Source organism: Bradyrhizobium sp. NBAIM14, assembly GCF_020193895.1.
GTDB lineage: Bacteria > Pseudomonadota > Alphaproteobacteria > Rhizobiales > Xanthobacteraceae > Bradyrhizobium > Bradyrhizobium yuanmingense.
On record NZ_JADYVQ010000008.1, the window covers coordinates 177915 to 200569 of the forward strand.

The following is a 22655-nucleotide window of genomic DNA, read 5'->3' on the forward strand; positions in this document are numbered from 1 at the left end:
AAAGCGCGATGATGATTCATCGCGCTTTAGGCTTATTTCGGAAACGGCTTGCTCAAAAACTTCGAGCCCCTGACGCCGTAGCGCCAGGGCAGCTCGACCGCCTTGGTGATGCCGATGCGGATGCCGGTTGCGACCTCGACATCCTCGGTTCGCGCATGCAGCGCGATGGGAGGCCGGTCCAGCGGCAGGGCGTTGTGCGCGATGGTGATGCCGAGCGCCTCGGTCAGCTTGCCAGGGCCCGAGCACAGCGCACGCACCTCCTGCAGATGCCGGCGTCGGCGCATCGCAGCCAGGCCATGCGTCGGCTCCAGCGCACGGATCAACACGGCGCTGGCCGAGCCTTCCTCCTCGCAGACGAAGTTGACGCACCAATGAATGCCGTAGGAGCGGTAGACATAGGCAAAGCCAGGTGGGCCAAACATGACCTGGTTCCGCTGCGTCGGCCCGCGATAGGAGTGCGCCGCCGGGTCGGTATGGTGATAGGCCTCGACCTCGACGATGATCCCGCCGACGCCGTCGACGAGCATGGTGGCGCCGATCAGGTCGGGCGCGACCTCATGGACGCTGCGTCCGAAGAAGGCGCGCTTCAGGGGCTTGCCGAGCCGCGGTGGTGAAGCGTTCGAGATTGGAGCCATTCGAGGTGAGAATCGCCTGAGAACAGAGCAAGATATTGCCCATATCTGCCATGTTCCCTGAAGCGGGGCGAGCCGGGTTGCGATGCCAGGCCAGACCGACTAGGTAGGACCTGAACAGACCGGACACCCCATGGTCGTTATTGTCGATACCATCTCGAACCCGCTGCGCCCGCGCCACCCCGAAAAGGTGAATCGGCCCGATTCCGCTTCGCCGCCGAAGCCGGACTGGATCCGCGTGCGCGCGCCGAACACCCGCGGCTATGCCGATACCCGCAACATCGTGCGCGCCAACGGCCTGCATACGGTGTGCGAGGAAGCGGGCTGCCCGAACATCGGCGAGTGCTGGGACAAGAAGCACGCGACCTTTATGATCATGGGTGACACCTGCACCCGGGCCTGCGCCTTCTGCAACGTCAAGACCGGCCTGCCCAATGCACTGGACGCGGCCGAGCCGCAGCACGTTGCCGAGGCCGTGGCCAAGCTCGGCCTGGCCCACGTCGTCATCACCTCGGTCGACCGCGACGACCTCACTGACGGCGGTGCCGAGCATTTCGCTCGGACTATCCGCGCGATCAGGGCCGCGTGTCCCTCGACCACGATCGAGATCCTGACGCCGGACTTCCTGCGCAAGGAGGGGGCGCTCGACATCGTCGTGGCGGCGAAGCCCGATGTCTTCAACCACAATCTCGAGACGGTGCCGTCGCGTTATCTCACGGTCCGGCCCGGCGCGCGCTACTTCCATTCGATCCGGCTGCTGCAGCGGGTCAAGGAGCTCGATCCCACCATCTTCACCAAGTCCGGCATCATGGTCGGCCTCGGCGAAGAGCGCCACGAGGTGCAGCAGGTGATGGACGATCTACGCTCGGCCGACGTCGACTTCCTGACCATCGGACAATATCTGCAACCGACCCGCAAGCATCACGCGGTGATGCGCTACGTGCCGCCGGACGAGTTCTCGTCCTTCGAAAAGATCGCCTACACCAAGGGCTTCCTGATGGTGTCGGCAAGCCCGCTCACCCGCTCGTCGCATCATGCCGGCGAGGATTTCGCGAGACTGAAGGCTGCGCGGGCAGCTCACGCCCGCTGACGTACCATGCATCGAGTTTCGAGCAAGCACCGTGTCAACCACAGCGCGTCCGAGATGTTTGATCTGGTCGCCGATGTCGAGCGCTACCCGGAATTCGTGCCGCTGTGCAGCGCGCTGAAGGTGCGCCAGCGCATGGCGAAACCCGACGGCACCGAGGTGCTGGTCGCCGACATGACGGTGTCGTTCAAGCTGGTCAAGGAATCCTTCACCAGCCGCGTGACGCTCGACCGCGCCAATCTGAAGATCCTGGTCGAATATCTGCAAGGTCCGTTCAGGAATCTGGAAAACCGTTGGACGTTCGAGCCCAAGGGCGAGGGCGTCTGCGACGTCGGCTTCTTCCTCGCCTACGAATTCAAGAGCCGCATGCTGGCGATGCTGATGGGCTCGATGTTCGATGCCGCCTTCGCGCGGTTCTCGACGGCGTTCGAGAAACGGGCGGACGCGATCTACGGCCGGCCGAAGCTGGCGTCGACGTAGTCGCGATCAGCACTGCTCTCTCCACCGTCATTGCGAGCGCAGCGAAGCAATCCAGGGTGTCTCCGCGGAGGGATTCTAGATTGCTTCGCTGCGCTCGCAATGACAATGGAGCGGCGGGCGTGCCCTCCCAATCCAACATCGCTCCGTGTTCCCCATCAGCATCCACCGGGATCATTTCGCATCGCGGCGCGTTCTCAACCGACTGACCGGGTTGGAGCCGTCATGACCATCAATTTCGACACGCTGAAAGCTTCGCTTGTCCTGTATGGCCTGAACGCGATCTACGCGGTCCTGCTGCTCGCGGTCGGCTGGTATCTGTCCGGCGCGATGCAACGCTTCGTCACGCGCGTCCTCAGCGTGACGCACCGCGTCGACCCGCTGGTGACGCTGTTCGTAGGCAGCCTTGCGCGCTATGGCGTGCTCGCGGTCGTCGGCATCGCCGTGCTGCAGCTGTTCGGCATCCAGACGGCGAGCCTCGTTGCCGTGCTGGGCGCGACCTCGCTCGCCATTGGTCTTGCCTTGCAGGGCACGCTGTCCAATCTCGCCGCCGGCGTGATGCTGCTCTTGTTCCGGCCATTTCACATCGGCGACGATGTCGAGGTCGCCGGCAAGGCGGGCAAGGTGAGGTCGCTGTCGCTGTTCATGACCGAGCTGGTCGCGCCCGACAACACGCAGATCCTGTTGCCGAACGGACAGGTCTGGGGCGCGGCCATCATCAACCACAGCGCCTATCCTGGCACGGGCGAGATCAAGGTGACGTTTCCGGTCCCCGCCGGCGCCGTTCCGGCGCTGGCCGATCGCATCCTGAAGGAGCTTCGCAAGGATTCCCGCATCGACGATCAGGCGCAACCTGCCGTCTCCGTCAGCAAGGTCCTCGATGTCGCCAATCCCGCCGCGCCGATCCTGGAATTGACGGTTAGCGCCAAGGCGAAACCGTCTGAAGCTGGCGCGGTCAAGCAGTGCGTGCTCGATCATGCGAGCGCGCTGCTTGCCACGGCCGCCTGAGGCGTTCTATCCCCGCGGCGGACGTGGCGGCCTGCGTTTCACCACATGCCGGCGCGGTGAGCGCGTCACACGCGGGCGCAGGCGGCTGGCGGCGGTGCGCTGCGGCTTGGCCGCGACTTGCGGGCCGCGGGCCAGATCCATCAGCATGCGCAGCGCCTCGACCACGGAGCGGGCGCGCACCGCGCTGCGGCCGATGGCGCCGAAGCGGTGCTCGCGGTGGATGATGCGGCCGTCGCGGGCGGCGGCGGCGAAGTGCACGAGACCGACCGGCTTGCCGGGCGTGGCGCCGCCCGGGCCGGCGATGCCGGTGATGGCGACCGCGAGATCGACATCGGCGCGCTCAAGCGCACCGATTGCCATTGCGGTCGCGGTCTCCTTGCTTACGGCGCCGAAATTGGCCAACGTGCTCGCCTCGACGCCAAGCATCGCGCGCTTGGCCTCGTTGGAATAGGTGACGAAGCCGCGGTCGATGACATCGGACGAGCCCGGGATGTCAGTCAGTGCGCCCGCGACGAGACCGCCGGTGCAGGATTCGGCCGTTGCGATCGTCAGCTTGCGCATCCGGCACAGATCGAGCAGCGAGCGGGAGAGGGCGCGTGCGTCGCTGCCGCCCATGGCCTAGACGCCCCAGGGAAGGCGGATGGTGGCGCTCGCGGTCGCCGCGATGCCTTCCTCGCGACCGGTGAAGCCGAGCCGCTCGCTGGTGGTCGCCTTCACTGCGATGCGCGAGATGTCGACGCCGGAGATCTCGGCGATGCGCGCCCGCATGGTGTCGCGCAACGGGCCGATCTTCGGCCGCTCGCAGATCAGCGTCACCTCGAGGTTGGCGACGCGGCCGCCGCGCGCTGCGACGCGCTCGATGGCATATTTCAGGAACTGGTCGGAGGAGGCGCCCTTCCACTTCGCATCGCTCGGCGGGAAGTGCGAGCCGATGTCGCCGTCGGCGAGAGCGCCGAGAATGGCGTCGACCAGCGCATGCAGGCCGACATCGCCGTCGGAATGAGCCAGGAAACCCTTGGTGTGCGGCACGCGCACGCCGCAGATCATGACATGGTCGCCTTCGCCGAAGGCGTGCACGTCGTAGCCGGTGCCGATCCTGATGTCGCCGAGCTGGGCGGCCAGGCGCGCTTCCTCGCGCACGAAATCCTCGGGAGTTGTGAGCTTCATGTTGGCAACATCGCCTTCAAAGGTTGCAACCGTCAATCCCGCCCATTCGGCAATCGCGGCATCGTCGGTGAAATCCGAGCGTCCATCCCTTGCCGCACGACGATGCGCCTCGAGGATGACGTCGAAACGAAAGGATTGCGGCGTCTGTGCGATCCGCAAGGAAGCGCGCTCCGGCGTGGCCTCGACGTTGCCGCTTTCGCCGGTGACCTTGATGGTGTCGGTGACGGCAACGGTGGGGATCGCAGCGCCGGTGCGGCTCGCCGCCTCGATCGCGCGCGAGATCACGCCTTCCGAGACGAAGGGGCGCGCGGCGTCGTGGATCAGCACGATGTCCGGATTGTGCTTGGCCAGCGCTTCGAGGCCGGCGAGCACCGAAGCCTGCCGCGTCGCGCCGCCATTGGTCGGTGGCTCGTGCCTGAGCCCTGCGACCGCTGCGGTGAACATGGCGCTGTCGTCGGGGTTCACCACCGGCTGCACCGCGAACACCTCAGTGTGACCGCTGAAGGCTTCCATGGCGCGGCGGATCACGGGCACGCCGCCGATCTCGCGATATTGCTTCGGCCCGCCGGCGCCGGCGCGCAGTCCACGCCCGGCTGCGACGAGGACGACCGCGGTGCGCTGTGATTTCGCCATAGGACTCAAATACTCAATTGCTAATGAAAGAGCAGGGGTGATTTGCCGGCATGCCTCTAGCACGGCAGGCCCGCAAAAAAAGGGGGTTTCCCCGGATTGTGGGAAACAGCATTTTGCTGCACTGCACTTGAAAGATCTACAGAACTGTCTAAACTGTAGGCATGACGCTTGACTGCACAAGAATTGTGCGCAAGATAGATCATGGCAGGCGCGATGAGGCCCTGCCCAGTCAACGGGACCCCTGTGACCGGCTCGGCAGTATCAGGCTCTAAGCCGTTGAAAATAGGCGATATTGAAGTCGCCACCCCGGTCTTCCTGGCGCCGATGTCGGGTGTGACTGACTCGCCCGTCCGCCGGCTGGCCGCCGGGCTTGGGGCTGGTCTCGTCGTGTCCGAAATGACCGCGAGCGATGAGCTCGCCAATGGCCACCGGATGTCCCGGTTGCGCTGCGAAGCCACCGGCATCGGCCCGCATGTGGTCCAGCTCGCCGGCTGCGAGACGCATTGGATGGCCGAAGGCGCCCGGATCGCCGAAGCGGAAGGCGCCGATATCATCGACATCAACATGGGCTGTCCCGCCCGACACGTCACCGGCGGCCAGTCCGGCTCGGCCTTGATGCGCGACCTCGACCATGCCGTCAGCCTGATCGAAGCGACGATCGCGGCGGTGAAGGTGCCGGTGACGCTGAAGATGCGCCTCGGCTGGGACGATCGCAGCCGCAACGCGCCGGAGCTGGCGCGGCGCGCGGAGGCCGCCGGAATCAAGCTTGTCACCGTGCACGGCCGCACCCGCTGTCAGTTCTACAAGGGCGAGGCCGATTGGGATGCGATCCGCGCCGTGCGCGAGGCCACCTCCCTTCCGCTCGTCGTCAACGGCGACATCACCTCCTACGAGAAGGCGCTGGCGGCATTGGACGCCTCGGGCGCCGACGCCGTGATGATCGGCCGCGGCGCGCAGGGCCAGCCCTGGCTGCCGGGCCAGATCGGCCGGCGTCTGAACGGCGGGGCCGAGGAAGCCGTGCCCTCGCTCCAGACGCAGCTGCATTATGTCCGCACGCTCTATGACGGCGTTTGTGCGCTCTATGGCCTGCGCATCGGACTGAGGCACGCCCGCAAGCATCTGGGCTGGGCGCTCGACGTCGCAGCGCAGGCGAGCCGTGCGCCGGCCGAGAAGCTGAAATCCTGGCGGCAGAAGATCCTGGTCTCGGAGGATCCGCGCCTCGTTCACGATGCACTGCAAGACGCCTTCGACGACTTCGCATGGAGCGCTGCTGCATGAGTTCAGCCGCTGAACATCGTCGGCCGCTTCAGTCCGACAGCGACGCGATCCTGGATGCTTTGCCCAACCCCGTGCTCATGATCGGGCCCGACGGCAAGATCGTCGCCGCCAACATCGCCACCGAGGCCTTCTTCGAGATCTCCACGCAATTCCTGAAGCGGCAGTCGCTAAAGGAGCTGGTGCCGTTCGGCAGCCCGTTGCTGGCGCTGATCGACCAAGTGCGCTCCTCGAACGCGCCGGTCAACGAATACAAGGTCGATCTCGGCACGCCGCGCATGGGCGGCGACCGCCAGGTCGACCTGCACGTGGCTCCACTCACCGAGCGGCCCGGCCATATCGTCGTGATGCTGCAGGAGCGCACCATCGCCGACAAGATGGATCGGCAGCTCACCCATCGCAGCGCAGCGCGCTCGGTGATAGCGCTAGCAGCAATGCTCGCGCATGAAATCAAGAATCCGCTTTCGGGCATTCGCGGCGCAGCGCAGCTGCTCGAGCAGCAGGCCTCGTCCGAGGACCGCATGCTGACGCGGCTGATCTGCGACGAGGCCGACCGCATCGTGACGCTGGTCGACCGCATGGAGGTGTTCGGCGACGAGCGCCCCGTGGTGCGCGGCCCCGTCAACATCCATTCGGTGCTCGATCACGTCAAGCGGCTGGCCCAGTCGGGCTTTGCCCGCAACATCCGCTTCGTCGAGGATTACGATCCCTCGCTGCCGCCGGTGCTGGCGAACCAGGACCAGCTAATCCAGGTGTTCCTCAATCTCGTGAAGAACGCCGCCGAAGCGCTGATCGACGTGCCCGATGCCGAGATCCAGCTCACCACCGCGTTCCGACCCGGTGTGCGCCTGTCAGTCCCCGGTCAAAAATCGCGGGTATCCCTTCCGCTCGAATTCTGTGTGAAGGACAACGGACCCGGCGTGCCCGACGATCTTCTGCCCAACCTGTTCGATCCCTTCGTGACCACCAAGCAGACCGGCTCGGGTCTCGGCCTTGCGCTGGTCGCCAAGATCGTCGGCGATCACGGGGGCATCATCGAATGCGAATCTCAGCCGCGCAAGACCACCTTCCGCGTGCTGATGCCGATGTATTCCACATCGGTCAAACACGCCGATCAAAGCAGTCGCGACGGCTCTGCCGGGAAGTCGTCGCCTGCGTCACAGGGGGCAAAATGAGGATCAACGATGCCCGCAGGTAGCATTCTCGTAGCCGATGACGATACCGCCATCCGCACCGTTCTCAATCAGGCACTGTCCCGCGCCGGTTACGAAGTGCGGCTGACCGGCAATGCCGCAACGCTGTGGCGCTGGGTCAGCCAGGGCGAGGGCGATCTCGTCATCACCGATGTGGTGATGCCGGACGAAAACGCCTTCGACCTGTTGCCGCGGATCAAGAAGATGCGGCCGAACCTGCCCGTCATCGTCATGAGCGCGCAGAACACCTTCATGACGGCGATCCGCGCCTCCGAGCGCGGGGCTTACGAATATCTGCCAAAGCCCTTCGACCTGAAGGAACTGATCGCCATCGTCGGCCGCGCGCTCGCCGAGCCGAAGGAGCGGACCTCGTCGCCGGACGAGGACGCCGAGATGGAGGCGATCCCGCTGGTCGGCCGCTCGCCGGCGATGCAGGAAATCTACCGCGTGCTGGCGCGCCTGATGCAGACCGATCTCACCGTGATGATCACGGGTGAGTCCGGAACCGGCAAGGAACTGGTGGCGCGAGCGCTGCACGATTACGGCAAGCGCCGCAACGGCCCCTTTGTCGCGGTCAACATGGCGGCGATCCCGCGCGATCTCATCGAGTCCGAATTGTTCGGCCACGAGCGCGGTGCCTTTACCGGCGCCAACACCCGCGCCTCCGGCCGGTTCGAGCAGGCCGAGGGCGGCACGCTGTTCCTCGACGAGATCGGCGACATGCCGATGGAGGCGCAGACCCGCCTGCTGCGCGTGCTGCAGCAGGGCGAATACACCACCGTCGGCGGCCGTACCCCGATCAAGACCGACGTGCGCATCGTCGCGGCGTCCAACAAGGACCTGCGCGTGCTGATCCAGCAGGGCCTGTTCCGCGAAGACCTGTTCTTCCGCCTCAACGTCGTCCCGCTGCGGCTGCCGCCCTTGCGCGAGCGCATCGAGGACCTGCCGGATCTCGTGCGGCACTTCTTCACGCTGGCCGAGAAGGACGGTCTGCCGCCGAAGAAGCTCGACACGCTGGCGCTGGAGCGGCTGAAGCAGCACCGCTGGCCCGGCAACGTGCGCGAGTTGGAAAACCTCGCCCGGCGGCTCGCCGCGCTCTATCCGCAGGACGTGATCACGTCCTCCGTCATCGACGGCGAACTCGCGCCGCCCTCGGTCAGCCCGGGGGCTGCGGTCCAGCAGGGGGTCGACAATCTCGGCGGCGCCGTGGAGGCGTATCTGTCCTCGCACTTCCAGGGCTTCCCGAACGGCGTGCCGCCGCCAGGCCTCTATCACCGCATCCTCAAGGAGATCGAGGTGCCGCTGCTCACGGCCGCGCTCGCCGCCACCCGTGGCAACCAGATCCGCGCCGCGGACCTGCTCGGCCTCAACCGCAACACGCTGCGGAAGAAGATCCGGGATCTCGACATCCAGGTGTATCGGAGCGGGGGCTGACTTTCTTGCGACGAACGCCAAACGCGCTAGCGCGGACCGGTGGCTCAGCTCCCCCTACCAAGGCAGAGCTGAGCCTGTCCGGATCGCGCTGGCCGTTGTGGCTGACGCGGTGAGCACAAGTCCTGACGGGACTCTAATGTTCCGCCCGCACATTCAAATTGGTCGTCGGCCGCAGCGCGGCCATTGCGCCTATCTGACCAGTCCGCCGGAGGCTGGCACCACGCTCGCGACATTCAGCGGCGGCTGCTGAAGGCCGAGGCCGTTGACCAGGAGGTCGGCGGCCACGATCAGCAGCAGAACGGCCGAAACCATCGTCGCGAGAAAGATCCTATCCATGCGGATTAAGCCGGGACGGCGGGAATCCGTTCCGCCCAGGCGGCATGTGCCTGTGGATTGCGCGGGTCCGCCAGGGCGAACACGCCGCGGAATTGTCGCAATTCGGCAACAATGTGGTACGAATACATCAGTATCCGCGCGTCCGCGGACCCGTTTTCAGCATCATTGCCGGAATGACCAGCGCAGATACCTCGGCCGCACACTTTGACACGGCCCCAGCGGAAGAGCCCCGGCGCTGGTCGGTGCGACGCTGGCTGGCACCCTTTGCCGTAGCGCTGGCGCTGTTGTCGGCCTTCCTGACCTTCCTGGTCCTGACGGGTCTGAGCACGATCGAGCCGACGCCCGGGGTGGTCCGCACATTCTATCTGATCAATGCCGCCACGATCCTGCTGCTGGTCGGGATCATTATCCGGGAACTCTGGCAGCTGATCCTGGCGCGGCGGCGGGGCAGGGCGGCGGCGCGTCTCCACGTCCAGATCGTCAGCCTGTTCTCGATCGTGGCGGTGCTGCCGGCGGTGCTGGTCGCCGTCGTCGCCAACGTCACCATCGAGCGTGGCCTCGACCGGCTGTTCTCCGGGCCGACCAAGGAGGTGATCCAGAACTCGCTGACGATCGCGCGGGCCTACATGCAGGACCATGCCCAGCTGATCCGCGGCGACATTCTCGGCATGGCCAACGACATCGCCCATGCCCGGCCGCTCTACGACCAGGACCGCCGCTCGTTCCGCGAGATGCTGACGGCGAGCGCCGCGTCGCGCAACCTGCCGGGCGCGATGATCATCGACAAGAACACCAACATCCTGGAATCCGCCGACACCGGCATGCGGCTCGCTTATTCGCCGCCCGCGCCGGACTTTCTCAGCAACGTCAACGAGAACGAGCCCGAGATCGCGGTCCTTCCCGATGCGAGCTTCGTTGCCGCGGTGATCCGCCTGCGCGCCTTCAACGACACCTTCCTCTATGTCGCCAGGCCGCTTGATCCGAATGTCGTCAATCAGCTCAAGCAGACCGAGGTCAGCGTCGCCGAATACGCCCAGATCGAATCGCGCCGGCTCGGTATCCAGGTCGCCTTCGCGCTGATGTTCGCGGTGATCGCGCTGACCATCCTCATGGCTTCGGTGCTGATCGGTCTCAACTTCGCCAACTCGCTGGTCTCGCCGATCCGGCGGCTGATGAACGCGGCACATACAGTTTCGACCGGCGACCTGCACGTCCAGGTGCCGGTGCACCAGTCGGAGGGCGACCTCGCCCAGCTGGGCGAGACCTTCAACAAGATGACGCAGGAATTGCGCAGCCAGCGCGACGAGCTGGTCAATGCCAGCGACCTCATCGACAGCCGCCGCCGCTTCATCGAGGCGGTGCTGTCATCCGCGAGCGCCGGCATCATCGGCGTCGACGCGTCCGGCAGCGTCGGCATCCTCAACCGCTCCGCAGAGAAACTGATCGGGCACTCCGAAGCCGAGACGCTCGGCCATCCGCTCTCCGACGTGCTGCCCGAGCTCGACGAGATGATGAAGACGGCGCGGGAAGGGACCCAGCGCCTGGTGCAGGGCCAGATCACGATCACCCGTGACGGCACCGAGCGCAACCTGTCGGTCCGCGTCAGCGCCGAGAAGAACCAGCCGCACGACAGCTATATCATCACGCTCGACGACATCACCGAGCTGGTCTCGGCGCAGCGTACCTCGGCCTGGGGCGACGTGGCGCGCCGCATCGCGCATGAGATCAAGAACCCGCTGACGCCGATCCAGCTCTCGGCCGAGCGCATCCGCCGCAAGTTCGGCAAGGACATCACCGAGACCAAGGACAAGCAGATCTTCGACCAGTGCACCGATACCATCGTCCGCCAGGTCGACGACATCAGGCGCATGGTCGACGAGTTCTCGCGCTTTGCGCGGATGCCGAAGCCCGTGATGGAAGGCGAGGACGTCGCCGACACGGTGCGCCAGGCCGTGTTCCTGATGAAGGTCGCCCATCCCGAAATCGACATCGAGGCCGAGTTCAGGCAGGATCCGCTGCGCGCCCAGTTCGATCGGCGCCTGATCTCGCAGGCGGTCACCAACATCGTCAAGAACGCCACCGAGGCGATCGAGCAGGTCCCGCCCGAGGAGCTCGGCAAGGGGCGTATCGACGTCGTGGTGTCGCGCGAGGGCGACGACGTGCTGATCGACGTCATCGACAACGGCATCGGCCTGCCCAAGGTCGCGCGCTCGCGCCTGCTCGAGCCCTACGTCACCACGCGCGCCAAGGGCACCGGGCTGGGCCTTGCCATCGTCGGCCGCGTGCTGGAAGACCATGGCGGGCGGATCGAGCTGAAGGACGCCTCCGACTTCCGTCCAGGCCAGCGCGGTGCCTGGATGCGCATGCGCTTTGCCGTGTCAGGACAACCCGCGAAATCCGCGACAACGGAGCAAGGGCCGGCGGTCAACGGTGCGAATGGGATAACCTCCAAGCCCGACATCACGCAAACGGCGACGGAATCCGTCGCGACCCAGGCAACAAAAGAGCCGGCCGCCGGAACCAAAGAGCCGGCTGAAAAGACCAATGATTCAACCAAAATCGAAGCCTCAACAGGCAGCTGACAAGACAGGCGCGATCCATGGCAAGTGAAATTCTGATTGTCGATGACGAAGCCGATATTCGCGATCTCGTTGCAGGCATTCTCGAAGACGAGGGGTTCGTCACCAGGACCGCGCGTGACAGCGACACGGCGCTCGCCGAGATTGCCAATCGTCGGCCGCATCTGGTGTTTCTCGACATCTGGCTGCAAGGCTCCAAGCTCGACGGCCTGCAGCTCTTGGAGCAGGTCAAGAAGGACAATGCCGACCTGCCCGTCGTGATGATCTCCGGCCACGGCAACATCGAGACCGCGGTCGCCGCGATCAAGCGCGGCGCCTACGACTTCATCGAGAAGCCGTTCAAGGCCGACCGCCTCATCCTGGTCGCGACCAGAGCGCTGGAGAACTCGCGGCTGAAGCGCGAGGTCAAGGAGCTGAAGCAGCTCGCCCCGAGCGCCAGCCAGCTCGTCGGCCGCTCGCCCAGCATGAACCAGCTGCGCCAAACCATCGAGCGGGCGGCCAAGGCCAACAGCCGCATCCTGATCGTCGGCCCCGCCGGCGCCGGCAAGGAGCTGACCGCGCGCACGCTGCATATCGCTTCGGGCCGCGCCGACGGTCCGTTCGTCGTCATCAACGCCGCCGCGATCACGCCCGAGCGAATGGAGCATGAGCTGTTTGGCGTCGAGCAGTCCAATGGCGAGCAGCCGCGCAAGCCCGGCGCGCTCGAAGAGGCGCATGGCGGCACGCTGTTCATCGACGAGATCGCGGACATGCCGCGCGAGACCCAGAACAAGATCCTGCGCGTGCTGGTGGAGCAGTCGTTCCAGCGCGTCGGCGGCACCGCCAAGGTGCAGGTCGACGTGCGCATCATCTCATCGACCGCCCGCAATCTCGAGGAGGAGATCGCAGCCGGCCGTTTCCGCGAGGACCTCTACCACCGGCTCTCGGTGGTGCCGATCCGCGTGCCCGCACTGTCGGAGCGGCGCGAGGACATTCCGGAGCTGATCGACTATTTCATGGAGCAGATCTCGGCCGGCAGCGGCCTGCCCAAGCGCCAGATCGGTCAGGACGCGATGGCGGTGCTGCAATCGCATGTCTGGCCCGGCAATGTGCGCCAGCTCCGCAACAACGTTGAAAGAGTCATGATTCTGGCCGCCGGCGGGCCGGAAGTCATCATCACCGCCGACATGCTGCCGCAGGACGTCGGCTCGATGGTGCCGGCGATGCCGACCAGCAACAATGGCGAGCACATCATGGGCCTGCCGCTGCGCGAAGCACGCGAGGTGTTCGAGCGCGACTATTTGATTGCACAGATCAGCCGTTTCTCAGGAAATATTTCTCGAACGGCCGAGTTCGTTGGTATGGAACGTTCGGCCTTGCACCGGAAGTTGAAAGCGCTCGGCGTCGGCTAATGCTGCGACGCTGCGGCGGCATCTCGGGAATAGGCAAAGAAAATCATCGATTTCCGTAATTTTTCGGGGCAATAGGGCCACGCCTGCCGCTTCAAGCGGCTTGCCTAATATCCCGACCTGTCCTCTAATCGAACCGCTGTTCCTTCCGAGGGGGATCTCATGAAGGACGGCAACCGGAGGAAGCCCCGAACTCCACAAAGAGGGCCGCATCCGGCGCAATAAAAAGAAACTCAAAGCGAGAAAAAAACAATGGCGGCAGACCGCGCACAAAACCTACAGGACACCTTCCTTAATCACGTTCGCAAAACCAAGACGCCACTGACGATCTTTCTGGTCAACGGAGTGAAGCTCCAGGGCATCGTGACCTGGTTCGACAATTTCTGTTTGCTGCTTCGGCGCGACGGTCATTCGCAGCTCGTCTACAAGCATGCGATCTCGACCATCATGCCGGGCGCTCCGATTCAGTTGTTCGAAGGCGGCGAGGACCAGCCGGCTTGAGAGTGACCTGATTGGAACCCCGGAATTTCGACGGGGATGCCGACCGTCCGCGGTCGGCAGGGGCTACGCAGACGGGGCGGGTGCTTGTCATCGGCCCCTACTTGCGCGTGCGCGCGGGCAGCGCCGACGTGCAATCGGTGACTCATGCCTTGCGCGATACCGAGGCCCGGCTCGATGAAGCCGCGGGCCTCGCGCGGGCGATTGATCTCGTCATTGCCGATGCCATCATCGCGCCGGTCAGCCAGATCCGCCCCGCGACCTATATCGGCAAGGGCAAGGTCGAGGAGATCGCCGGGCTGATCAAGACCCTCGAGGTCGAGCTCGTGGTGATGGATTGCGCATTGTCGCCGATCCAGCAGCGCAATCTCGAAAAGGAATGGCACGCCAAGGTCCTCGACCGCACCGGGCTCATTCTCGAAATCTTCGGCCGCCGCGCCAAGACCCGGGAAGGCTCGCTGCAGGTCGAGCTTGCGCATCTCAACTACCAGCGTTCGCGCCTGGTGCGCTCCTGGACCCATCTCGAACGCCAGCGCGGCGGTTTCGGCTTCATGGGCGGCCCCGGCGAGACGCAGATCGAGGCCGACCGCCGCCTGATCCAGGAGCGCATCTCCAAGCTGGAGAGCGAGCTGAAAAAGGTGCAGGCGACGCGGCGTCTGCATCGCGCCGGCCGTCAACGCGTGCCGTATCGTGTCGTCGCGCTGGTCGGCTACACCAATGCTGGCAAGTCGACGCTGTTCAATCGCCTGACCCGCGCCGACGTGCAGGCGGCCGACATGCTGTTTGCGACGCTCGATCCCACCTTGCGGGCGCTCAACCTGCCGCATGGCGGCAAGGCGATGCTCTCGGATACCGTCGGCTTCATCTCCAACCTGCCGACGCAGCTCGTCGCCGCCTTCCGCGCCACGCTGGAGGAGGTGCTGGAAGCCGATGTCATCCTGCATGTCCGCGACATCTCGCATGAAGACGCCGAAGCGCAGCAGAGCGACGTCGATGCGGTGCTGCGCCAGCTCGGCATCAACCCTGATGATTCCGGCCGCATCATCGAGGTCTGGAACAAGATCGATCGTTTCGACCCCGAGCAACGCGAAGAGCTGCTCAACATCGCCGCGCGCAGGCCGGAGGATCATCCGGCGATGCTGGTCTCAGCCGTGTCGGGCGAGGGCGTCGATGCTCTGCTCGCCGCGATCGAGCAGCGGCTCGCGGCGAAACGGACCACGCTCGATCTCTCCATCGACGCCGCCGACGGCGCCGGCATCAGCTGGCTGCATCGCAACGCCGAGGTGCTGTCGAAGGAGCTCCACGACGGCCGCTTCGACATGACCGTGCGGGTGGACGAGACCAAGCGGGACATCGTGGTGAACAGGTTCGACGCCGTGCCACATCTGCCGGCGTGAGGCCGGCGCGCATCTGGACTACGCGGTTCGCGTCTCCGAAGTCACCTTCGTCTCCACTTTCGCTGCATTCCACAGCGCGTCCATCTCCGCCAGCGAGGCCTGCTCGAGCGTCCGGCCCTGCGCCTCCAGTGCCCGCTCGATATAGGCAAAGCGCCGCTCGAATTTTGCATTCGTCGCGCGGAGCGCAGCCTCCGGATCGGCATCGACATGGCGGGCGAGGTTGACGAGGGCGAACATGAGGTCGCCGGTCTCTTCCGCAATCTCCTGCTTGTCGTTGCGGTCCAATGCCGCCTCGATCTCGTCGACCTCCTCGCGGATCTTGTGCAGCACCGCGCGCGGGTCGTTCCAGTCGAAGCCGACGGTGGAGGCCTTGCGCTGCAGCTCCATCGCGCGGGTCAAAGCGGGCTGGCCGGCCTTCACGCCCGAGAGCAGCGACTTGTGCGTCGGCGCCTCCTCCGGCGGCCGGCGCGCGGCGCGTTCGGCTTTCTCCTCCGCTTTGATGCGGTCCCAGACTTCCTTGACATGGGAGGAGGCGAGATTGCCGTCCTTGTCGGCGAAGACGTGGGGATGGCGGCGGATCATCTTGCGGGTGATGGCCAGGACCACGTCACCAAAATTGAACGCGTTCTGCTCAGAAGCCATCTGGGCGTGGAACACCACCTGGAGCAGGAGATCGCCAAGCTCCTCTCTGAGATCGTCGAGATCGCCGCGGGTGATGGCGTCGACCACCTCATAGGCTTCCTCGATCGTGTAGGGCGCGATCGTCGAAAAATCCTGCTCGAGGTCCCAGGGGCAGCCGGTCACCGGCGTGCGCAGCGCCGCCATGATCTCGATCAGGCGGGAAATGTCGCGGGAAGGGGTCATTGCCGGGCAGTCTCCTGGGATACAGAGCCTTATGCCAAAAGCGGGCCCCCGATCCCAGCGCAAGGCGGCGGAACTGGCCGATTTCCACCGATTGGCGGGCAAGTCGTGCGATGCTAAAGCGCGGGCCATGAGTGATGCATTTTCCTCACAAACCGCGCTGGTGCTGTTCTCCGGCGGCCAGGATTCCACCACCTGCCTCGCCTGGGCGCTGAGCCGCTTCGCCCGCGTGGAGACGCTGGGGTTCGAGTACGGCCAGCGCCACGCCATCGAGCTTGCCTGCCGCGACCGCCTGCTCGACGGCATCAAGGGCCTGCGCGCCGATTGGGCCGCAAGGCTCGGCGAGAGCCACACGCTGTCGATCCCGACGCTGGCGGCCGTCTCCGAGACGGCGCTGACCCGCGACGTCGCGATCGCGATGGGCGCGGACGGCCTGCCGAACACCTTCGTGCCGGGCCGCAACCTCGTGTTCCTGACCTTTGCGGCGGCGCTGGCCTACCGGCGCGGCATCAGCCACATCGTCGGCGGCATGTGCGAGACCGATTATTCCGGCTATCCCGATTGCCGTGACGAGACCGTCCGCGCCATGCAGGCCGCGCTCTCGCTCGGCATGGCCAAGCAGTTCGAGCTGCACACGCCACTGATGTGGATCGACAAGGCCGCGACCTGGCGGCTCGCGCATGACCTCGGCGGCGACGGCCTCGTCGATCTCATCCGCGAGCACTCCCACACCTGTTATCTCGGCGAACGCGGCGCACGGCACGATTGGGGCTACGGCTGCGGCGAGTGCCCGGCCTGCAGTTTGCGGGCGAAGGGGTGGAACGAGTACGTGGCGGGACGGTAAGCTCGCTCTGTCGTCATTGCCAGGAGCCCTTGCGACGAAGCAATCGAGACTGCCACTGCGGAGGGATTCTGGATTGCTTCGCTGCGCTCGCAATAACGAGAGGCAACAGCTAACCAAAATCCTCCGGCCTGAGCTCGATCGGCTTGCCGTGCGGCGTGCGATCGGCGGCGTGGTCCCACGCATTCCGATAGCGGTGCAGCGTCTCCATCGACGCGACGCCCTTGCGGGCGACGAGGCCCTCCAGCGTGGCGAGCCAGTGCAGATAGTAGGTCTCGCCGGTATCAGGGTCGCCGGCGGCCTGGGCGCGCTTGATCTCGTCTGCGAGTGCTGCGGCCCATTCCGGCCAGGTGAATACGCCGCGCTCGTGCAGGCTCAAGGCCATCGCGAAGGCATGCGCCTCCCAGGGCGCTCGGAACACCGGGCCGTCGTCGTCGCACGGAATGCTCGGGATCGCCGCCGTCGCGGCGGCCGCAAGCGCGCTGCTCATCACGCCGGATCCAGATAGGGCTCGAACGCGTCGATCGAGACCTTCAGCGTGGGATCGCCGTCCTCGCCCCAGAGATCGCGGCCCTCGAACACCACGGTGTAGAGCCATTGCGGGTTCTCCCCGCGCTCCATCGCCGCCGTGTCAGGAAACACGTGACAGCCATGGTTCAGCTCGACCACGCCGACATGGCCACGGACATAGCGCGGCAGCCGCGTGTGCGTGGCTGGATGAATATTCCTGGCGCGGACGCGATCGCCGATGTTGAATTTCGCCGGAGCCGGGGCAGGGCGGCCGAACTTGCCGCGCACCATCACGCGCTCGACATTGGCGCGGTCGAACTTGCCGTGCTTGAGCGCCTTTGCAGGCTGCATCGCATGGCCGGCAGCGACCTCCTCGCGGGTGAGATAGCCCTTGTCGATCAGCATCTCCTCGAGCCCGAGAAACCATTTCTTGTAATAAGAGCTCGAGAGATAGACGTGCGGCGGCAAGGTCTCGCGATAGAAGCGCGAGGTGTCGATGTTGAAGGCGCCGGCCGCGCCCATCGCGCGCACCATGGCCAGCACGCGCGACTCCCATTCCTCGTGAAACATCGGCTCGTTCGGCTCAGGCTCGACCTTGCCGAACCCGTCCATGCCGCCCATGTCGTGCACGCCGTTCACGACGGTGCGCCCGGCGTCTTGGGGAAACCGGTGCCGATCATGGAGTCGCGCGTCACGAGCTCGGCGAGCTGCTCCTCGCTCCAGCCTTCCGTGCCCGCGGGGCGCATCGGCAGCACCAGGAAGCGCGTCTCGGCGGTGGAATCCCACACCCGGATCTCGGTGTCCTTCGGCAGCGCGACGCCGAAATCGGCGAGCACGCCGCGCGGGTCCTTCACCGCGCGCGAGCGGTAGGGCGCGGCCTTGTACCAGACCGGCGGCAGCCCGAGCATTTCCCAGGGGTAGCAGGAGCACAGTGTGCACACGACCATGTTGTGCCGCTCGGGCGTGTTCTCGACCACGACGAGATGATCGCCGACGCGGCTGACATGGCCGAGCGTGCCGATCGCCTTGGAGCCGTCCTGCAGCAGCGCCGTCTTGAACGCCGGATCGGTCCAGGCTTTGGCGACCACGCGCGCGCCATTGTGCGGGCCGATCTTGGTCTCATAGGCCTGGATGATAGCGTCGAGCGCAGCCGGCTCGACATAGCCTTTTTCGGTCAGGATCGTCTCGAGCGCGCGCACGCGCAGCTCGGTCTCGGACAGCTCGAAATGATCGTGATCGTGGTGATGATGGTCGTGATCTTGGCTCATGCCGCGGAAGATAGGCGCAATGGCTAGGGGCTGTCGAGGGCTCGTTGCAGCGCAGTCCTGGCACGTATGCGTGAGGGCATTTGTACGCTAGCATCCCGCAAACAGCGTGGAGATGATGGTGACCGATTACGTGAAGATCGAGAAGGGTCTCGGGCCGGAGGGGCGGATCGCGGTCGTGCGCTTCGACCGCGGCGACGGCATCAACGCGCTCTCGCCGGAGGCGCTGCGCCAACTCACGGCGGCCGCGCGCAGCTTCGAGGACGATGCAGCGACCTCGGTCGTCGTGCTGACCGGCAGCTCGGGCGCCTTCAGCGCCGGCTTCGATCTCAAGGACGCCGAGGGACGCTCGCGCAAGGAGATGGACCTCGGCGCGCTGCGGCGGCACCTCAAGCTCGGGCCGCGTCTGACGCACGCCTGGCAAGAGATGGAGCAGATCACCATCGCCGCGATCGAAGGCTTTTGCGTCGGCGGCGGCGTTGCCCTCGCGGTGGCGCTCGATTTCCGTGTGATGGGGCGCGATGCGCATCTGCGCGTGCCCGAGATCGGGCTCGGCATGAACATGAGTTGGCAGAGCATCCCGCGCATGCTGCATCTGATCGGGCCGGCCCGCACCAAGCAGGCGGTGATCCTGGCCGACCAGCGTATCAGCGCGGACGAGGCCTATGAATGGGGGCTCGTCGAGCAGGTGGCGGATCCCGGCCATGCGCTCGATGCCGCCATGGAGCTTGCCCGCAAGGTTGCCGCGCAGCCGCCGCTGTCCGTCGCCATGACCAAGCTGACCGTCAACCGGCTCGCGCATGCGCTGGACGACCTTGCGAGCCATATGGATGTCGACCAGTTCGCGCTCGCCAGCCTCAGCGAGGACCACAAGGAGGGCGTGGAGGCGTTCCTGACGCGCCGCAAGCCGCGGTTCCGGGGTCGGTGATCACAGCGCCGATATTCGGCGGATAAATCTTCCTCGCCAGGAGACGAGCGGGAAAATTTCGTCCAAGTCCCTCCAAATATCTGAGATTGCAAGGAAGACCAGAAACAGCGAAGGTGCGTGCTGCGGTGCAGCGCGCTCGATTGAGCCCCCATCGCCATTTTCACCCCGTCGCAGACGCGACCGGTTCCCATGTGCCCTGGGCATGCGGGTGACCGAGCTATCGTGCATGAAGGCCATCTCCATGAATGCCCACCAATCGCTCGCGATCGGACGACCGATCGAAACGCTCGAAGCGATTTCACCCGCGCCCGCCGTGCCGGACGCGATGGTCCGTTTCGCCGGCATCTCCAAGACCTATCCGGCCTATCGCGGCAAGCCCGGCGTCAACGCGCTGCAAGACATCGACTTCGCCATTCCGCGCGGCTCCATCACCGGCGTGATCGGCCGCTCCGGCGCCGGCAAGTCGAGCCTGGTCCGGCTGATCAACGGCCTGGAGAAGCCGACCACGGGCCGTGTGATCGTCGACGGCCGCGATATCTCGGCCTTGGCCGGCCGCGAGCTGCGGCTGGCGCAGCGCTCGATCGGCATGATCTTCCAGCATTTCAACCTGCTGTCCTCGCGCACCGCGGCCGACAACATCGCGCTGCCGCTGGAGATCGCCGGTTGGACCAAGACCGACATCAAGGCCCGCGTCGCCGAGCTGCTCGCGCTGGTCGGCATCGCCGACAAGCACGACCGCTATCCTTCCGAACTGTCCGGCGGCCAGAAGCAGCGCGTCGGCATCGCCCGCGCGCTGGCGACGCGGCCGAGCGTGCTGCTGTCGGACGAGGCGACCTCGGCACTCGATCCGCAGACCACGCGCGCGATCCTCGATCTGCTCGCGAACATCAACCGCGAGCTCGGCGTGACCATCGTGCTGATCACGCATGAGATGTCCGTGGTGCGCCAGCTCGCCAAGGACGTGGTGGTGTTAGACGCCGGCCGCGTCGTCGAGAGTGGTCACGTCGCCGACATCTTCACGCATCCAAAACATCCGATCACGCAGTCCTTCCTGGCCGAGGTGATCGGCGACAGCCTGCCGGTCTCGCTGGCAAGCCGGATCGTCTCAGAGTCGCCTGCCGGCGGGCAGACCGTGATCCGCATCCAGGTGCGCGGGGCAGGGGCCGGCGACACCGTGGTGGCACGGCTGGCGCGCGAGCTCAGGCTCGATGTCGCGCTGCTGTCGGCGCGCATCGACGAGATCGGCGGCCAGCATGTGGGCTCGCTGACGCTCGGCATTCCCGGCGGCGAGGACGCAGTGACGCGGACGCTCGCCTGGCTCTCTCAACATCAATTCCCGGCGGAGCGTCTCGGCTATGTCGCCTGAACTCATCAACCTGATCGTCCAGGCTACCTTCGAAAGCCTGTACATGGTCGGCATCGCGGCGCTGCTCGGCACCGCCTTCGGCCTGCCGCTCGGCGTGTTCCTGGCCACCAGCCGCAAAGGCGAGCTGTTCGCAGCGCCCATCGTCAATCGCGTGCTCGGCATCGTCGTCAATGCGACGCGCTCGACGCCCTTCATCATCCTCGTCGTCGCCATCATCCCGTTCACGCGCCTCGTTGCCGGCACCTCGATCGGCTCGACCGCCGCGATCGTGCCGCTGACCATCGCCTCGACGCCGTTCATCGCGCGCCTCGTCGAGGCTGCGATCCGCGAGGTCGACGGTGGCCTGATTGAGACCGCGTCCTCGTTCGGCGCCTCGCCGCTCCAGATCGTGCTCAAGGTCCTGATCCCGGAGGCGCTGCCGGGTCTTTTGCTGGCGCTGACGCTCGCCGTGGTCAGCCTGCTCGGCTATTCCGCGATGGTCGGCGCAGTCGGCGGCGGCGGCCTCGGCGATCTCGGCATCCGCTACGGCTACCAGCGCTTCATGCCCGAGATGATGCTGGCCGTCGTGGTCGTGCTGATCGCCCTTGTGCAGATCGTCCAGAGCGCCGGCGATTATCTGGCGCGCCGGGTCAATCGCCGGCTGCGGCATCGCTGAGTCCGATCAGGCGGCACACCTCGCGCGACGCAGCGTCTGCGAGGGCAGCTCGCCGAAGTGGCGCTTGTAGTCGAGCGAGAACTGGCTGAAGTGCCAGAAGCCGTGCTGCACCGCGACGTCGTATACCGAGGTCTCGTTGCCGCCGGCGCCCTTGAGATCGCGCCGCACGCGGTTCAGCCGCATCGCGCGCCAATAATGCATCGGGCTCGTGCCCAAAACCTCCTGGAAGCAATAGCCGAGCTTGCGCGGGCTGGCCCCGACGGCCTTGCAGACCTCCAGCAGCGAGAGCGAGCGATCGCCCCTGCCATGCATCAGCTCGCGGGCACGATCCACGGTTCGCTTCCGACCCGCCGCGCTGCGGCCGGGATCGCTCGGACGTGCGGTCGGCAGCATGTCCATGATCTCGACGAGGAGGGCGTCTTCCAGGGCCTGCCGCGCCGCCGGATCGTTGAACGTTGCCGGAGCGGTCGTGATCGTCGCTTGAATGGCGGCCAGATGCGCCCGCAGCCGCGCGACCGGCGCTTCCGCCATTTCGATCACCTGCAGCCGGTGCCGGGCGGTGCGCGGCAGCTCGATCTCGAGCCGGGCGGCGAGCTCTGCGACCAACACCGTGCTGGCAACGACGCCGCGCAGCTCGAAGGCCTTCGGGGTACACATGTCGATCTCGGCGTCGATGCTGGCGAGGACGCGGGCGCCGTTGACACCGGTCCCGTTGAAGCTGAGCTCGCCATCGCCGTGCCAGGGCAGGCCGATGCCAAAACTGTCGGCGCCAAGCTGGCCATATTGGCGGACCTGCTGGCTGGTGATCTCGCAGAACACCTCCAGCCGCGGCAAGGAGAGTTGCGTGAAACTGCCCCGGAACGCGCCGGCGCTGATCTGATCGTAGCTCAGCCGCCAGCGGCCGAGGCTTGCGCAATGCTCATCGACATCCGTGCTGTTCGCCTGGAGCAGGCCCGCAGCCGAGTCCTGAATCGGAAGATTTGCCGTTAAGGCCATGGCAGTACGTCGAAAATCCTTGAGCCGAGCAGCGAGCAGGAACCACGCCAGACTGGCACGACCAGAGACGCTGTCCAGCAAAATATTGCTGGATCTCGATAACGCCTGACAGCGCCGCGGTGCAGGCTT

23 protein-coding genes are annotated in these 22655 nt (G+C 65.8%); 14 read left to right on the forward strand and 9 right to left on the reverse strand.

The window, feature by feature from the left end; genetic code table 11:
* Window positions 1-32: 32 nt before the first annotated feature.
* Entirely contained in the window at window positions 33-635 is a 603-nt protein-coding gene (locus I6F28_RS20985) for a DNA-3-methyladenine glycosylase (RefSeq protein ID WP_036028025.1), read from the reverse strand.
* A 130-nt stretch (window positions 636-765) separates the two neighbouring features.
* Between I6F28_RS20985 and lipA the strand changes: the two genes are divergently transcribed.
* The 3 genes from lipA to I6F28_RS21000 all read left to right on the forward strand — a co-directional run bounded on the left by lipA (window position 766) and on the right by I6F28_RS21000 (window position 3204).
* Entirely contained in the window at window positions 766-1722 is a 957-nt protein-coding gene (gene lipA / locus I6F28_RS20990) for a lipoyl synthase (RefSeq protein WP_225140842.1), read from the forward strand.
* Between the two features lie 6 nt (window positions 1723-1728).
* On the forward strand, window positions 1729-2199 hold the full coding sequence (locus tag I6F28_RS20995) for a type II toxin-antitoxin system RatA family toxin (protein ID WP_027542754.1): 471 nt from the start codon (window positions 1729-1731) through the stop codon (window positions 2197-2199).
* Window positions 2200-2421: 222 nt separating this feature from the next.
* Window positions 2422-3204 (forward strand): mechanosensitive ion channel family protein, encoded by a 783-nt coding sequence (locus tag I6F28_RS21000; protein ID WP_050996038.1) that lies wholly within the window; start codon window positions 2422-2424, stop codon window positions 3202-3204.
* Window positions 3205-3210: 6 nt separating this feature from the next.
* Here I6F28_RS21000 and I6F28_RS21005 read toward each other — a convergent pair whose 3' ends face one another.
* Complete coding sequence (locus I6F28_RS21005; protein ID WP_035999375.1) at window positions 3211-3819, reverse strand: CinA family protein; 609 nt, start codon at window positions 3817-3819, stop codon at window positions 3211-3213.
* A gap of 3 nt (window positions 3820-3822) precedes the next feature.
* A complete protein-coding gene (locus tag I6F28_RS21010; protein WP_225140844.1) occupies window positions 3823-5004 on the reverse strand; it encodes a bifunctional 2-C-methyl-D-erythritol 4-phosphate cytidylyltransferase/2-C-methyl-D-erythritol 2,4-cyclodiphosphate synthase in 1182 nt (393 codons plus the stop codon).
* Between the two features lie 276 nt (window positions 5005-5280).
* Between I6F28_RS21010 and dusB the strand changes: the two genes are divergently transcribed.
* The 3 genes from dusB to ntrC are packed head-to-tail and all read left to right on the forward strand — an operon-like array spanning window position 5281 to window position 8906.
* Complete coding sequence (gene dusB, locus I6F28_RS21015; RefSeq protein WP_225140846.1) at window positions 5281-6282, forward strand: tRNA dihydrouridine synthase DusB; 1002 nt, start codon at window positions 5281-5283, stop codon at window positions 6280-6282.
* On the forward strand, window positions 6279-7454 hold the full coding sequence (locus tag I6F28_RS21020; RefSeq protein WP_035999469.1) for a two-component system sensor histidine kinase NtrB: 1176 nt from the start codon (window positions 6279-6281) through the stop codon (window positions 7452-7454). The genes dusB and I6F28_RS21020 overlap by 4 nt, the downstream gene beginning before the upstream one ends.
* A gap of 9 nt (window positions 7455-7463) precedes the next feature.
* Window positions 7464-8906 carry a nitrogen regulation protein NR(I) gene (gene ntrC / locus I6F28_RS21025; protein WP_035999368.1) on the forward strand — a complete coding sequence of 481 codons (1443 nt, stop codon included), beginning with the start codon at window positions 7464-7466 and terminating at the stop codon, window positions 8904-8906.
* Window positions 8907-9095: 189 nt separating this feature from the next.
* On the opposite strand, the gene I6F28_RS21030 is transcribed toward ntrC, so the two are convergent.
* On the reverse strand, window positions 9096-9242 hold the full coding sequence (locus I6F28_RS21030; RefSeq protein WP_167361662.1) for a hypothetical protein: 147 nt from the start codon (window positions 9240-9242) through the stop codon (window positions 9096-9098).
* Window positions 9243-9415: 173 nt separating this feature from the next.
* Here I6F28_RS21030 and I6F28_RS21035 point away from each other — a divergent pair, with 173 nt between their 5' ends.
* From I6F28_RS21035 to hflX, 4 genes are all read left to right on the forward strand, one after another.
* Entirely contained in the window at window positions 9416-11824 is a 2409-nt protein-coding gene (locus I6F28_RS21035) for a sensor histidine kinase (protein WP_225140848.1), read from the forward strand.
* A gap of 17 nt (window positions 11825-11841) precedes the next feature.
* The gene (gene ntrX, locus I6F28_RS21040) at window positions 11842-13212 is read left to right on the forward strand and encodes a nitrogen assimilation response regulator NtrX (protein WP_035999365.1); all 1371 of its coding nucleotides are present in this window, start codon (window positions 11842-11844) and stop codon (window positions 13210-13212) included.
* Between the two features lie 249 nt (window positions 13213-13461).
* Window positions 13462-13710: an RNA chaperone Hfq gene (gene hfq / locus I6F28_RS21045; protein WP_007591126.1), complete on the forward strand. Its 249-nt coding sequence runs from the start codon at window positions 13462-13464 to the stop codon at window positions 13708-13710.
* 11 nt (window positions 13711-13721) lie between these two features.
* Window positions 13722-15104 (forward strand): GTPase HflX, encoded by a 1383-nt coding sequence (gene hflX / locus I6F28_RS21050; protein ID WP_225140850.1) that lies wholly within the window; start codon window positions 13722-13724, stop codon window positions 15102-15104.
* 18 nt (window positions 15105-15122) lie between these two features.
* Here hflX and mazG read toward each other — a convergent pair whose 3' ends face one another.
* Entirely contained in the window at window positions 15123-15968 is an 846-nt protein-coding gene (gene mazG, locus I6F28_RS21055; protein ID WP_225125412.1) for a nucleoside triphosphate pyrophosphohydrolase, read from the reverse strand.
* Between the two features lie 127 nt (window positions 15969-16095).
* On the opposite strand from mazG, the gene queC reads away from it, so the two are divergent.
* Entirely contained in the window at window positions 16096-16809 is a 714-nt protein-coding gene (queC, locus tag I6F28_RS21060) for a 7-cyano-7-deazaguanine synthase QueC (RefSeq protein WP_225140852.1), read from the forward strand.
* Window positions 16810-16918: 109 nt separating this feature from the next.
* On the opposite strand, the gene I6F28_RS21065 is transcribed toward queC, so the two are convergent.
* The 3 genes from I6F28_RS21065 to nthA are packed head-to-tail and all read right to left on the reverse strand — an operon-like array spanning window position 16919 to window position 18584.
* Window positions 16919-17296, reverse strand: a complete 378-nt coding sequence (locus tag I6F28_RS21065; RefSeq protein WP_036028031.1) for a nitrile hydratase accessory protein — start codon at window positions 17294-17296, stop codon at window positions 16919-16921.
* On the reverse strand, window positions 17296-17955 hold the full coding sequence (gene nthB, locus I6F28_RS21070; RefSeq protein WP_057029182.1) for a nitrile hydratase subunit beta: 660 nt from the start codon (window positions 17953-17955) through the stop codon (window positions 17296-17298). Before nthB ends, I6F28_RS21065 begins: the two co-directional genes overlap by 1 nt.
* Window positions 17952-18584, reverse strand: coding sequence for a nitrile hydratase subunit alpha (gene nthA, locus I6F28_RS21075; RefSeq protein WP_225140854.1), 633 nt, complete (start codon window positions 18582-18584; stop codon window positions 17952-17954). The genes nthB and nthA overlap by 4 nt, the downstream gene beginning before the upstream one ends.
* Window positions 18585-18702: 118 nt before the next feature.
* Here nthA and I6F28_RS21080 point away from each other — a divergent pair, with 118 nt between their 5' ends.
* From I6F28_RS21080 to I6F28_RS21090, 3 genes are all read left to right on the forward strand, one after another.
* Window positions 18703-19509 (forward strand): enoyl-CoA hydratase/isomerase family protein, encoded by an 807-nt coding sequence (locus I6F28_RS21080; RefSeq protein ID WP_225140911.1) that lies wholly within the window; start codon window positions 18703-18705, stop codon window positions 19507-19509.
* 226 nt (window positions 19510-19735) lie between these two features.
* Entirely contained in the window at window positions 19736-20875 is a 1140-nt protein-coding gene (locus I6F28_RS21085) for a methionine ABC transporter ATP-binding protein (RefSeq protein ID WP_225140856.1), read from the forward strand.
* Window positions 20865-21530, forward strand: a complete 666-nt coding sequence (locus I6F28_RS21090; RefSeq protein WP_057029183.1) for a methionine ABC transporter permease — start codon at window positions 20865-20867, stop codon at window positions 21528-21530. The genes I6F28_RS21085 and I6F28_RS21090 overlap by 11 nt, the downstream gene beginning before the upstream one ends.
* A 6-nt stretch (window positions 21531-21536) precedes the next feature.
* Here I6F28_RS21090 and I6F28_RS21095 read toward each other — a convergent pair whose 3' ends face one another.
* Window positions 21537-22526 carry a helix-turn-helix domain-containing protein gene (locus tag I6F28_RS21095; protein WP_225140858.1) on the reverse strand — a complete coding sequence of 330 codons (990 nt, stop codon included), beginning with the start codon at window positions 22524-22526 and terminating at the stop codon, window positions 21537-21539.
* Window positions 22527-22655: the final 129 nt, after the last annotated feature.